Here is a 13,315-nt window from a genome sequence, read left to right as displayed (position 1 = left end):
GCGTCAGATTCAACATTGAGTCGCCTGACAGACAGTCATCGCGAGCAGGCTCACTCCCACAAAGGCCTGCGCAGCATTCCTCTATTTAGTCTGACTCCGGAGTTCGACATGTCTACCCCTACCCTGCAAAGTTTCATCGCCGGTCGCTGGATCGGCCAACACGGCGCCCAAGTCCTGCGCAGCGCCATCGACGGCCATGAAATCGCGCGCACCCACGAGGAGCGCCCGGACTTCGCCGAAGCCGTCGAACATGGCCGTCGCCAAGGCATCAGCGGCCTCATGGCGCTGGACTTCCAGCAACGGGCCCAGCGCCTCAAGGCCCTGGCCTTGTACCTGAGCGAGCGCAAGGAGCAGCTCTACGCCATTTCGCACCACAGCGGCGCGACCCGCGCTGACAGCTGGATCGACATCGAAGGCGGCAACAGCACGCTGTTCACCTACGCCAGCCTCGGCTCGCGGGAATTGCCGTCGGGCAACATCGTCCACGAAGGCCCGGCGATGCAGCTGAGCAAACTGGGCACCTTCGCCGGCACGCATATCCTGGTGCCGCGTGGCGGCCTGGCGGTGCACATCAACGCCTTCAACTTCCCGATCTGGGGCATGCTGGAAAAATTCGCACCGAGCTTTCTCGCCGGCATGCCGTGCATCGTCAAACCGGCCAGCGCCACCAGCTACCTGACCGAAGCCGTGGTACGGCTGATGGATGAATCCGGCTTGCTACCAGCCGGCAGCCTGCAATTGATCATCGGCGGCACCGGCGACCTGCTCGACCGTTTGCAAGGCCAGGACGTGGTGACCTTTACCGGCTCGGCCGACACCGCCGCCAAGCTGCGGGTCAACCCGAACCTGATCCGCAACTCGGTGCCATTCAACGCCGAAGCCGACTCGCTGAACTGCGCGATCCTCGCCCCGGACGTGACCCCGGACGATGAAGAATTCGAGCTGTTCATCAAGGAAGTCGCTCGGGAAATGACCACCAAGGCCGGGCAGAAATGCACCGCCATTCGCCGCGCCATTGTTCCGGCCAAACACATCGACGCCGTCGCGACCCGTTTGCGTGACCGACTGAAGAAAGTCGTGGTCGGCGACCCGTCGGTCGAAGGTGTGCGCATGGGGGCGCTGGCCTCCCACGATCAACAAAAAGACGTCGCTGAGCGTCTGGAAAGCCTGCTGCAGAGCAGCGACCTGCTGTTCGGTGCCCGCGACGGTTTCGAACCGCGCGGCGAGAACGTCAGCCAGGGTGCGTTCTTTGCACCGACCTTGCTGCAAGCCCGTGACCCGCACGCCGAAGGTGGCGCTCACGATATCGAGGCGTTCGGCCCGGTCAGCACACTGATGGCCTACGACGATCTGGATGAAGCGCTGGCCTTGGCCGCTCGCGGCAAAGGCAGCCTGGTGGCGAGCCTGATCACCAAGGATGCGCAAATTGCCGCCAAGGCAATCCCGGTTGCCGCCGCCTGGCACGGTCGTTTGCTGGTGCTGGACCGTGAGTCCGCTGGCGAATCCACCGGCCACGGTTCGCCCCTGCCGCAACTCAAACACGGCGGCCCGGGACGTGCCGGCGGCGGTGAAGAACTCGGCGGACTGCGCGCAGTGAAACACTACCTGCAACGTGCCGCGGTGCAAGGCTCGCCGAGCATGCTGGCAGCCGTCACCGGGGAATACGTGCGCGGCGCCAAGGTCATCGAAACCGACGTGCATCCGTTCCGCCGTTTCTTCCAGGATCTGCAGATTGGCGAATCGTTGCTGACTCATCGTCGCACCGTGACCGAGGCCGACCTGGTGAACTTTGGATGCCTGTCTGGCGATCACTTCTACATGCACTTCGACGACATCGCCGCCAAGGAATCGCAATTCGGCAAACGCATCGCCCACGGTTACTTCGTGTTGTCGGCGGCGGCCGGTCTGTTTGTCTCGCCCGCGCCGGGGCCGGTGTTGGCCAACTATGGCCTGGACACGCTGCGCTTCATTACCCCGGTCGGGATCGGCGACACGATCCAGGCGCGCCTGACGTGCAAACGCAAGATCGATCAAGGTAAGAAGAGCCCGCAGGGAATACCGCAAGGCGTGGTGGCGTGGGATGTGGAAGTGACCAACCAATTGGGCGAGTTGGTGGCCAGTTACGACATTCTGACGTTGGTCGTTAAGCGCGAGGATTGACCCTCACTGATCGTTCCCACGCTCTGCGTGGGAATGCAGCCCGTGACGCTCCGCGTCACAGTGGACGCAGAGCGTCCATGGAGGCGTTCCCACGCAGAGCGTGGGAACGATCATCAGTGCTTGCGCAGCCACTCGATAAACAGCGCAAACAATTCCGACTGCGAACCGATTTCCAGCTTCAAATAAAGATTCTTGCGGTGCATGCGCACCGTCTCCGGTGAGATGCTCATCTGGCTGGCCGTGGACTTCACCGAGTGCCCACGCAGCACCATATGCGCCACTTCCCGCTCGCGCTCGGTCAGCAAGTCGCAGCCAAAGTGTTCGAATGCAGACTGCACGCGATGCTTGAGATCGTCGCGCCCACCTTCACTGACGGCACTGTGCTGCAAGCCCCGACGCCCAAACTCGCTGATGAATTCGCGCACCAGCGGCTCGACCGCCCGTAACAGATTCAACTGTTCAGCCCGCAGACTTTCCCCGCCAAATCCCTGAAACAGGCTCACCGACACCTTGGTGTCATGGCCGGTATCGACAATATAAAAACTGTCTTCAGAACTCCCCGCCTTCAAGTAGTAAGTCTTGTAATACTCACTGTCGAAGAAGTTGTCCGGGGCGATTTCCTCCAGGTGATAAAACCCTTCCGCCAGCCCCTGCTCGACGGCCAGGCAAAACGGGTCGAGCAAGTAGCCGCCGGAAAAGTAGCGGTCGATGATCGACTCCCGGTATTTTTCCGGTATGCCGCGCTGATAAAGCAACTGTGGCGGCCGGTCCTTGTGCTCCAGACTTATCATCACCGACTCGATGGACACCAGGTGCCCGAAGGCCGACGCCAGGTGGCGCAGCGCATCGGGCTCATCGATGTGGGCGAACGCTTGGCGCATGTCGCCATGCCACTTATGCAAGGCACCGAAGGGCAAGGCGATCAACGTGTCGTCGTTTGGTTTGCTCATGCCCCGCAGTCTAGCGGGTGAACCGGCCCGTGGTAACCGCAGCGTTGGCGCACTCATTGGCCGAAATACTGGCCGTTCTGCTCAAGCTCGGCCGCCACTTCAAGAATGCACACCCGCAGGATCTCGACGATTTCATCCACTTGTGCGCACGACAGGATCAGCGGCGGCGACATCACATTGAGGTGCATGATCGGCCGCACCAACAGCCCGCGAGCCTGCGCCCGGGAATGAATCATCTCGCCGATGTTGATCTCATCGGCAAACAACGCCTTGGTGCGTTTATCGGCGACAAACTCCACACAGGCCATGAGTTTCTGGCAGCGCACATCACCCACCAACGGCAAATCGCGCAGCGTTGCCAAACGCTGTTCCAGGTACGCGCCAACCACGTCGACGTGTGCCAACAGGTTTTCACGTTCGATGATCTCGATGTTCTTCAGCGCCGCCGTGCAGCACACCGGATGACCGCTGTAGGTGAAACCGTGGGTAAAGCAGCGGCCCGTGCCGGGCTCGGCGATCACCTTCCAGATCCGCTCGGAAAAGATGCAGGCGCCCAACGGCAAATAGGCCGACGTCAGGCCTTTGGCCGTGGTGATGATGTCTGGCTGCACATCGAACACCTCCAGGGAAGAGAAGAACTTGCCCAGGCGCCCGAACGAGGTGACCACCTCATCGGCGACGAACAGAATGTCGTAGCGCTGGCAGACTTCCCACATGCGTTTCAGATAACCCTTGGGCGGGATGATCACGCCACCGGAGCCCATGATCGGCTCGGCAAAAAAGCCCGCGACCTTGTCCGCGCCGATGGACAGGATCTTGTCTTCGAATTCCTTGATCAGAAACTCGAGAAACTGCGCCTCATCCATGCCGTCCGGTGCCCGGTAAGGATTGGGGTTGGAAACGTGGTGGATCTTGTCGTTGGCGTAATCGAATTCCGGCACCCGGTCGGCAGCCTTGTTGCCAATCGACATCGTCAGCGTGGTGGAGCCGTGATACGCGTTGAAACGGGCAATCACGTGCTTCTTTTCGGGTTTGCCCCGGCAGTTCTGATAGTACTGAATCAGCCGGTACGCAGTGTCCACGGCGGTGGAGCCACCCGTCGTCAGGAACACGTGATCGAGATCGCCCGGGGCCAGGCTGGCGAGTTTTTCGCACAACTGGATAGCGACGTTGTTGGACATGTCGGAAAACGGATTGGAGTACGCCAGTTGACGCACCTGGTCGGCAATCGCAAGCGCCATTTCTTCGCGGCCCAGACCGATGTTCGTGCACCACATGCCGCCAACGGCGTCGAGAAAACGGTTGCCCTGCGCATCGAAAATATAGGCGCCGTCACCGGCCACTATGTTCAGCGAACCTTGCTCGGCGTGTTCGTCGAACATGTGATAGCCATGCATATAGTGTGCTTTATCGGCTTTGACCAACTGCGCGTTATCGACGCTCGACAGCACTTTCTGAGTAGGAGTAGCCATACACAAACCTCAAACCAAAGGGGTAAACGATCAAATTCCGCTCTTCACCGTGCTCCAGACCCGGGTCATGGCGCGCATCTCTTTCGCGTCCTGAGTCTTTTGCGGAAACAGCCGCTGGCGGGTTTCTTCATCGGGGTAGATCGCCGGGTTGTTGCGCACATCGGTCTGCACTAACGGCGTAGCGGCCGCGTTGCTGTTGGCGTAGTGAATGAAGTCCGTCACGTCCGCCATGACTTGTGGCTGCATCAAGTAATCGAGGAACTTGTGTGCGTTGCTCACGTGCGGCGCATCGGCGGGGATGTACATATTGTCGAACCAGATCAGCGAACCTTCCTTGGGAATGAAATAGGCCAGCTTGATCTTCAACTTGGCTTCTTCGGCGCGGGCCATGGCCGTCGCGTAATCGCCGGACCAGGTCATCGCCATGCACACATCGCCATTGGGCAGGCTGGTCAGGTAGTTGACCGAATCGAACTTGCGAATGAAGGGCCGCACTGACAGCAGCAAGTCCTGGGCGGCCTTGAGGTCATCCGGGGCGGCACTTCTCGGGTCGCGTCCCAGGTATTTCAGGGCCAGAGGAATGACTTCCGTGGGCGCATCGACCAGGGTCACGCCGCAATCGGCAAAACGCGAGACGATTTTCGGATCGAAGATCATCGCCAAAGAGCCAATCGGCGCGTCCGGCATGCGTTCCTTGATCTTGTCGACGTTGTAGGTGATGCCGTTGCTGCCCCAGGTATAAGGCGCGGAATACAGCGTGCCGGCATCAAAACCCTGCAAGTCCTGCAAGACTTTCGGGTCGAGGTTTGTCCAGCCGGGCAGCAACTTTTTATCGAGTGGCTGGAACACTTTGGCTTTGATCAGCGGTGGCGCCAGGGAGGCATTCAACACCACCAGGTCATAGCCGGAATGACCGGTGAGCAACTTCGCCTGTACCGTTTCATAGGCATCGAACGTGTCGTAAATCACCTTGATGCCCGTGGCTTTCTGAAAGTCGGCAATGGTTTTTTCGCCGATGTAGTCAGCCCAGTTGTAAAGCCGCAGCGTATTGCCGTCGTCCACTTCGGCGGCGTGGACGCCCACCGACAGCGGCACAAGTAACGCACCAAACATCACCAAGAAGGCCTTGCGCATAGCAAATTCACCTTATCAAGCGAGTTCCGTTCTGGATGAGCGGATGAATCAACTATCGAGCGGTTCGGCAAACGGCACCATACCCCGAATGGGTGTGTGCAGCGGTTCGCGCCGCCGGTGATGGCCAGACATGGCAAAAAGCAGCAGTTTCGTTGACTCGTTTTGTCATAGATCCGGCACGGGTCGCGCGCTTAGAGTGCCCTTCGCACCGTTTATCCAGGGCAAGCACATGAACGACCTGATCAAACAAGAACGACACGAAGGCGTACTGACGCTCACCTTTGACCGCCCCGACAAACTCAATGCACTGACCAACAGCATGTATACGCAGCTGGCCGACCTGTTGCTGGCCGCTGACGAAGACGACCAGACCGGTGTGATCATCCTCACTGGTGGCGCTTCGTGCTTTACCAGCGGCAACGATCTGGCGGATTTTCTCCAGCATCCACCGACTGATCTGGACAGCCCGGCGTTTCGCCTGATGCGCGTGGTCATCCACCTGCAAAAACCGTTGATCGCCGCCGTTTGCGGAGCGGCCATCGGGATTGGCACCACGTTGCTGCTGCATTGCGATCAAGTGCTGGTCACACGAAACGCCAAGCTGCGCATGCCGTTCGTGAACCTGGGTCTGTGCCCGGAGTTCGGCGCCAGCCTACTGCTGCCACGCCTGCTTGGCCATGCCCGGGCGGCGCGCCTGTTGCTGTGGGGCGACAGCCTCGACGGTGCCGCCGCCGTTGCCTGTGGCTTGGCCAACGAACTGTTCGACGACGGGCAACAGTGCCTGGCGGCCGCGGAACACATGGCCCGGCGCCTGCTGGCGCTGCCCCGGGAATCCCTGTGCCAGACCCGGCAATTGCTCAAACAGACGTCGATGCCGGAACTGCAAGCGACCATTCGCCAAGAAAACCTGCTGTTCATCAAGCGGCTCAAGAGCCCTGAAGCGCAGGCAGCATTGAACGCCATACTTAGTCGAAGTACAGATAAGAAATCACTCACAGGACAGCCGTCATGAACACCCCGGAAATATTTGTTGTCAGCGCCGCACGCACCGCCATCGGCTCCTTTGGTGGCGCACTCAAGGATGTGCCCCTGGCCGATCTGGCGACCACGGCCGTCAAGGCCGCCTTGCAACGCTCCGGCGTCGACCCGGCGCAGGTTGGCCATCTGGTGATGGGCAACGTGATCCCGACCGAAACCCGCGATGCCTACATCTCCCGAGTGGCGGCGATGAACGCCGGCCTGCCCAAGGAGACACCCGCCTACAACGTCAACCGTCTCTGCGGTTCCGGCCTGCAAGCGATCATCAGCGCGGCCCAGACCTTGTTGCTGGGCGATGCCGAAATCGCCATCGGTGCCGGTGCCGAATCCATGAGCCGTGGCCCGTACCTGATGCCTTCGGCCCGTTGGGGCGCGCGCATGGGCAACGTCCAGGCCATCGATTACATGCTGGGCATCCTGCATGACCCGTTCCAGGCCATCCACATGGGCATCACCGCCGAGAACGTCGCTGAGCGCAACGGCATCACCCGCGAGATGCAGGACGCCCTGGCTCTGGAAGATCAAAAACGTGCCGCGTTCGCGATTGCCAATGGCTATTTCAGCGAGCAAATCGCGGCGGTCGAAATCCGCGGTCGCAAGGAAACCACCCTGTTCAACGTCGACGAGCATCCACGTTCCACTTCCCTGGAACAGCTGGCGCAAATGAAGCCGGCGTTCAAGAAAGACGGTTCGGTCACGGCGGGTAATGCCTCAGGCCTGAACGACGGCGCCGCTGCGCTGGTCATGGCCACCGGCACGGCGGTTCAGGTCAATAACCTGCGTCCACTGGCTCGTTTGGTCAGCTATGCCCACGCCGGTGTCGAGCCGGAATTGATGGGCCTCGGCCCGATTCCCGCCACGCGCCTGGCGCTCAAACGCGCTGGCCTGACCGTGGCTGATCTGGACGTCATCGAAGCCAACATCGCCTTCGCCGCCCAGGCTTGTGCGGTCAGCCAGGAACTGGATCTGGACCCGGCCAAGGTCAACCCGAACGGTTCGGGCATTGCCCTGGGCCACCCGGTCGGCGCGACAGGCGCGATCATCGCCACCAAAGCCATCCACGAACTGCATCGCATCAACGGCCGTTATGCGCTGGTGACCATGTGCATCGGCGGTGGCCAGGGGATCGCGGCGATTTTCGAACGGGTTTAAGCGTCATCGCGATGTCCGGCGCAACGCCGGGCATCGCCCTCGCTTGATGATTTTCTAGGTTTGCCGCAGGCGTGCTGTTCCCGCCAACAACAGAGCAGACGCGCCGCAGAGCATCAAGGTTTCGCCTAACGCCTGCCCCCAGGCGACAAACATCAGCCCACCCCCGATCAACAGGTAATACAGCAAACCCAACAACGCACCGGCCGTTCCCAATCGGTCACCATAGTTGGCCAGTGCCGAGCCCAGAATGTTCGGGATCGCCATGCCGAACGCCAACACCACCAGCATCATCGGCAACACGAACAAAGCGCTTTCTTCCAGTAGCCACACACCACTGGCGCCCGACAACATCACCGCTCCTGCCAGCTGAACAAGCTGTGAGCCGCTCAAGCCGCGACGCAGCAATCGCTTGTTGAGCCAGGCGCCGAGTCCTGAACCCAGGGCCAGGATCACGCCGCTGTAGCCGAACCCTTGCGCACTCAAGTCCAGTCGCTGGAACATGAACGGGCCGAGACTGTAGTAGCTGAACAGCGCGATATTGAACACCGCCACCAGCAGCGTCGAGCGCCAGATATCGAGGTCTTGCAGCATGCGCCACAGCGTCTCGTACAGGGGCGGTGTCTTCACCTTTTGTGGGCGGGTTTCCGGCAAGGTCCGCAGGCACCACAGCCACAGCGCCGAGGACATCAGCAACAGGCATCCCAACACGCCTCGATAGCCGAACGCGTGCACCAGGCTCGCCCCGGCGAACAAGCCGATTGCCGGGCTGGCCGCCAGCGCGATGCCCATTATTGAAAACACTTGCGCCAGTTCTGCGCCCTCGAAGCGGTCGCGCAACAGGGTTTGCGTCACCACCGAACCTACCGCTGCACCAAACGCAGCCAATGCCTGGGCCATCAGCAAGGCATCGAAACTGCAAGCAGTTAACGCCAGCACTGAGGCCCCTGCGTACAGCGCAAGACCTGCGAGCATCGAGGGTCGACGCCCGATCCGGTCACACAACCGGCCCCAAACCACCACGCCGAACGCAAAGGCCAGGAAATACACCGACAGGGTTTGCGCAGCTTGTGGCGCACCCACGGCAAAGACTTCGCCGATATCCGCCAGTGCCGGGCTGTAAAGGGTTTGGGCGATCTGCGGGAACATCAGCAAGGCGATTGCCAATATCAACAGGCTTTTGGAATTCATCACGACTTCACTCATCAAGAAAAACTGTCGAGCAGCTTAAGGAGTCGTGACTGACGTACTATCCAAGTCCTGCCAATTAATCGCGGAAATCGGACAATCCATGGCCTGGCTCGATGCCCACGCGCAATTCAATCCCGACCACTCTCCGGCACCGGTTATCGGCATTGCGGCCACCCTGGGCGATCACGATTCCGGACGGCATCGGCATGCACGCGGACAGTTGCTGTTCACCCGCCAAGGCTGCACACGCATCACCCTTGCGCAGCAGCTTTGCCTGTTGCCGCCCTCCCGCGCCGCTTGGATTCCCCCGGGAATCGAACACCGCGCCGTGATGCAGCAAAGCGTCGACTACCGCTCCATTTACCTGACACCGTTGTTGTGCGCCGGGTTGCCGCAGCAAATCTGCGTGATTGAAGTCAGCCCGTTGCTGCGGGCGGTGTTGGAGCCGATAGCACTCGCCGATTTCGACACGGATTGGCAGCAGGGAAAATGGGTCCATCTGTTAGGGCTTTGCCTGAGCGAGATTCGCGAGGCGCCCCAGCAACCGATGCTCTTGCCCCTGCCTTGGGACAAGCGCTTGGCGCCGCTGCTGGCCAGCCCCGGGCAACTGCCGCCAGAACTTCAGCTGCTGGAAAAGCAAATCGGTGCCAGCGGACGCACCATCGGGCGAATCTTCCAGCGCGAAACCGGCATGAGTTATCAGCAATGGCGCCAACAGTGGCGGCTGTTGCGGGCCATGGAATTGCTCGCCACCGGACGCAGCATCAGCTACTGCGCATTCGAAGCAGGATTTGCCAGTGACAGCGCGTTTATCGCGTTCTTCAAGGACCTCACCGGCCTCACGCCTGGCCACTGGCTCAAATAAGCACCTGACGACCGGCAGCAAAAACCAATTGCCACAAAATATTACCTGCGTCATATTACATACGTAATAAACACCCGATCTCCACAGGTAATCCCCCATGACCAGCATGCCCAGCCTCGAATCCGACCTTGCTGTCCCGGTGAGCCCAGCCAAGCCTCCCCTGCTCAAGCGCCTGATCCTGTTGACTGCCGCCCTCGCTGCCTTGGTGTTTGCCGGGGTGTATGCGACTCACTGGTGGACTGCCGGGCGTTTTATCGAGGAGACCGACGATGCCTATATCGGTGGCGACGTCACGGTGATCGGGCCGAAAGTCGCCGGGTATATCGAGGAAGTGCTGGTCACCGACAACCAGAAGGTCAAGGCCGGCGATGTGCTGATCCGCCTCGATTCGCGCGACTATCGCGCCAACCTGGCCAAGGCCGAAGGCGCAGTGGCTGCCGAAGAAGCGCTGCTGGCCAACCTCGACGCCACTGAACAACTGCAACAGGCCGTGATCGGTCAGGCTCGGGCCGGTATAGATGCCGCCGGTGCTGAAACCGCCCGTTCCCGGGATGACGATGCGCGCTACAAAAAACTGGTCGGCAGCAATGCTGTCTCGGTGGAAAGCGCTCAACGCGCCAGCGCCACCTTCAAAACCGCGCAGGCGCTCAGTGCCCGGGCTCAGGCGGAGCTGTTGGCCGCGCAGCGTCAGCTCAATGTGATTGAAACCCAGAAACAGCAAGCGCGCGCCGCGCTGGTGCAGGCCCGGGCCGAACGTGATCTGGCGCAACTGAACGTCGGCTACACCGAACTCAAGGCCCCAGTGGACGGCGTGATCGGCAATCGCCGGGCGCGGGTCGGCGCGTATGCGCAGGCCGGTTCACAGTTGCTGTCGGTGGTGCCGTCCAGCGGCCTGTGGGTCGATGCCAACTTCAAGGAAGATCAACTGGCGCGCATGACCCCGGGACAACGGGTAATCATTCATGCCGACGTGCTTTCAGGGCAGCAATTCCACGGTCATCTGGACAGCCTCGCGCCGGCCAGTGGCTCTCAGTTCAGCGTGCTGCCACCGGAAAATGCCACGGGCAACTTCACTAAAATCGTTCAGCGAGTGCCGGTCAGGATCATCCTCGATCCAGCGGATGGCGTGCTGGGCCACCTGCGTCCGGGGCTGTCGGTGACCGCCGAGGTGGACACCCGCGAAGAGCCGAAAACTTCTGCCGTGGCCAGCGCACCATGAGCCGCGCCCTCGCCGCCCCCGCGCAACCGTTCAATGCCGCCAGAATGGCGACAGCGACCAAGGTCTTTGCCTTCGCCACGATGTGCATCGGCATGTTCATTGCGCTGCTGGACATCCAGATCGTCTCCGCCTCGTTGCGCGACATCGGCGGTGGTCTCTCGGCCGGCACCGACGAAACGGCGTGGGTGCAGACCAGCTACCTGATCGCTGAAATCATCGTGATTCCATTGTCGGGCTGGCTGTCGCGAGTGTTCTCCACACGCTGGCTGTTCTGCGCTTCGGCAGTGGGTTTCACCTTGGCCAGCCTGCTTTGCGGCGCGGCCTGGAACATCCAGAGCATGATCGCCTTCCGCGCCCTGCAAGGCTTTCTCGGTGGCTCGATGATCCCGCTGGTGTTCACCACCGCGTTCTTTTTCTTCACCGGCAAACAACGGGTAATTGCCGCCGCGACCATCGGCGCGGTGGCCTCATTGGCTCCGACCCTGGGGCCGGTGATCGGTGGCTGGATCACCGACATTTCGTCCTGGCACTGGCTGTTCTACATCAATTTGGTGCCGGGAATTTTTGTCGCGGTGGCGGTGCCGATGCTGGTGAAAATCGACCAGCCGGAACTCTCGCTGCTCAAGGGCGCTGACTACCTGAGCATGCTGTTCATGGCGCTGTTTCTCGGCTGCCTGGAATACACCCTTGAAGAGGGCCCACGCTGGAACTGGTTCAGCGACAGCACGATCCTGACCACGGCATGGATCAGCGGCATCGCGGGACTGGCGTTCATTGGCCGGACCTTGCAGGTGGCCAATCCAATCGTCGATTTGCGCGCCCTGAAGGACCGCAACTTCGCGCTCGGCTGTTTCTTCTCGTTCGTCACCGGGATTGGCCTGTTCGCCACCATTTACCTCACGCCGCTGTTTCTCGGCCGGGTGCGTGGCTACAGTGCGCTGGACATTGGCCTGGCGGTGTTCTCTACCGGGGTGTTCCAGATCATGGCGATTCCGTTGTACGCCTTTCTGGCCAACCGCATCGATCTGCGCTGGATCATGATGACCGGCCTTGGCCTGTTCGCGTTGTCGATGTGGGATTTCAGCCCGATCACCCATGACTGGGGGGCCAGAGAATTGATGCTGCCGCAAGCGTTTCGCGGGATTGCCCAGCAACTGGCGGTGCCACCGGCTGTGACGCTGACTCTGGGTGGGCTGGCGCCGTCGCGGCTCAAACATGCTTCGGGGTTGTTCAACTTGATGCGCAACCTGGGGGGAGCGATTGGCATTGCAGCCTGCGCGACCATCCTCAACGACCGCACCAACCTGCACTTCACCCGGTTGGCGGAACACCTGAACAGCACCAACGAAGCGCTGAATCAGTGGCTGTCCCAGGTCGGCAACAACTTCGCCAACCTGGGCCAGAGCGGTGACACCGCCGTCACCGCCAGCCTGCATCAGCTATGGTTGCTGACCTACCGCGAAGCACAGACGCAAACCTATGGCGATGCGTTTTTGATGATCATGGTCTGCTTCATCATCGCCACGGCGATGGTGCCCTTGATGCGCAAGGTGCAACCACCGGCCGCGCCGTCAGCAGACGCTCATTGATCAGGCTTGAGGCATTTTGCGGAAACCGACGGCCAGACGGTTCCAGGCGTTGATGGTGGTGATGGCCACGGTCAGGTCGACCATTTCCTTTGGGCTGAACTCCGATACGGCCAGTTCATAGTCCTCATCCGGGGCATGGGTCTGGCTCAGCAGGGTCAGGGACTCAGTCCAGGCCAGGGCCGCACGTTCACGCGGGGTGAAAAAAGGCGTTTCACGCCAGGCCGACAGTGTGTACAGACGGCGTTCTTCTTCACCGCCCTTGCGGGCATCGGCGCTGTGCATATCGAGGCAGAACGCGCAGCCGTTGATTTGCGAGGTACGCAGCTTGACCAGTTCGATCAGGGTCTTTTCCAGCGGCAGCTTCGATACCGCGGTTTCCAGTGCGATCATCGCTTTGAGCGCGTCTGGGGAAGCGGTGTAGAAATCGATACGAGGTTTCATGGTGGACTCCAATGACAAGTGGGGGTAGAGCTACGTTAATCCCGCACGCGCCACTCACAAATAGCCAATATTCCAGAAGACGAGGAGGCCATTGTCGGAGCGAACCG

At 60.7% G+C, this 13,315-nt stretch carries 11 protein-coding genes; 6 read left to right on the top strand and 5 right to left on the bottom strand.

Translation table 11 applies throughout. From position 1 onward, the window contains the following. The first annotated feature begins 108 nt into the window (after positions 1-108). Entirely contained in the window at positions 109-2,160 is a 2,052-nt protein-coding gene (gene paaZ, locus ACM6I0_RS06430) for a phenylacetic acid degradation bifunctional protein PaaZ (RefSeq protein WP_285436105.1), read from the top strand. A gap of 113 nt (positions 2,161-2,273) precedes the next feature. Here the strand turns inward: paaZ and ACM6I0_RS06425 are convergent, their stop codons facing one another. Genes ACM6I0_RS06425 through ACM6I0_RS06415 form a run of 3 tightly spaced genes read right to left on the bottom strand, consistent with a single transcriptional unit; the run spans position 2,274 to position 5,716 of the window. Further along, a complete protein-coding gene (locus ACM6I0_RS06425; protein WP_414921757.1) occupies positions 2,274-3,110 on the bottom strand; it encodes a helix-turn-helix transcriptional regulator in 837 nt (278 codons plus the stop codon). 53 nt (positions 3,111-3,163) lie between these two features. Then, complete coding sequence (locus tag ACM6I0_RS06420; protein ID WP_222587769.1) at positions 3,164-4,582, bottom strand: aminotransferase; 1,419 nt, start codon at positions 4,580-4,582, stop codon at positions 3,164-3,166. Positions 4,583-4,612: 30 nt separating this feature from the next. Next, positions 4,613-5,716: a polyamine ABC transporter substrate-binding protein gene (locus ACM6I0_RS06415; RefSeq protein ID WP_285436110.1), complete on the bottom strand. Its 1,104-nt coding sequence runs from the start codon at positions 5,714-5,716 to the stop codon at positions 4,613-4,615. A gap of 229 nt (positions 5,717-5,945) precedes the next feature. Here ACM6I0_RS06415 and ACM6I0_RS06410 point away from each other — a divergent pair, with 229 nt between their 5' ends. Further along, positions 5,946-6,728, top strand: a complete 783-nt coding sequence (locus tag ACM6I0_RS06410) for an enoyl-CoA hydratase (protein WP_414921756.1) — start codon at positions 5,946-5,948, stop codon at positions 6,726-6,728. Beyond that, positions 6,725-7,906 carry an acetyl-CoA C-acyltransferase family protein gene (locus ACM6I0_RS06405; protein ID WP_414921755.1) on the top strand — a complete coding sequence of 394 codons (1,182 nt, stop codon included), beginning with the start codon at positions 6,725-6,727 and terminating at the stop codon, positions 7,904-7,906. Before ACM6I0_RS06410 ends, ACM6I0_RS06405 begins: the two co-directional genes overlap by 4 nt. A 54-nt stretch (positions 7,907-7,960) precedes the next feature. Here the strand turns inward: ACM6I0_RS06405 and ACM6I0_RS06400 are convergent, their stop codons facing one another. After that, on the bottom strand, positions 7,961-9,094 hold the full coding sequence (locus ACM6I0_RS06400; protein WP_285436187.1) for an MFS transporter: 1,134 nt from the start codon (positions 9,092-9,094) through the stop codon (positions 7,961-7,963). A gap of 100 nt (positions 9,095-9,194) precedes the next feature. Between ACM6I0_RS06400 and ACM6I0_RS06395 the strand changes: the two genes are divergently transcribed. The 3 genes from ACM6I0_RS06395 to ACM6I0_RS06385 all read left to right on the top strand — a co-directional run bounded on the left by ACM6I0_RS06395 (position 9,195) and on the right by ACM6I0_RS06385 (position 12,767). After that, a complete protein-coding gene (locus ACM6I0_RS06395) occupies positions 9,195-9,959 on the top strand; it encodes an AraC family transcriptional regulator (RefSeq protein WP_285436188.1) in 765 nt (254 codons plus the stop codon). Between the two features lie 97 nt (positions 9,960-10,056). Beyond that, on the top strand, positions 10,057-11,178 hold the full coding sequence (locus ACM6I0_RS06390) for an HlyD family secretion protein (protein ID WP_414921754.1): 1,122 nt from the start codon (positions 10,057-10,059) through the stop codon (positions 11,176-11,178). Then, on the top strand, positions 11,175-12,767 hold the full coding sequence (locus ACM6I0_RS06385; protein ID WP_414921753.1) for a DHA2 family efflux MFS transporter permease subunit: 1,593 nt from the start codon (positions 11,175-11,177) through the stop codon (positions 12,765-12,767). The genes ACM6I0_RS06390 and ACM6I0_RS06385 overlap by 4 nt, the downstream gene beginning before the upstream one ends. Here ACM6I0_RS06385 and ACM6I0_RS06380 read toward each other — a convergent pair whose 3' ends face one another. Next, the gene (locus ACM6I0_RS06380) at positions 12,768-13,208 is read right to left on the bottom strand and encodes a carboxymuconolactone decarboxylase family protein (protein WP_090186164.1); all 441 of its coding nucleotides are present in this window, start codon (positions 13,206-13,208) and stop codon (positions 12,768-12,770) included. Positions 13,209-13,315: the final 107 nt, after the last annotated feature.

The organism is Pseudomonas sp. IT-P294 (assembly GCF_949767865.1).
Lineage (GTDB): Bacteria > Pseudomonadota > Gammaproteobacteria > Pseudomonadales > Pseudomonadaceae > Aquipseudomonas.
The sequence above is the reverse complement of the archived record's forward strand: the minus strand, read 5'-3'. Positions and strand labels throughout refer to the sequence as shown.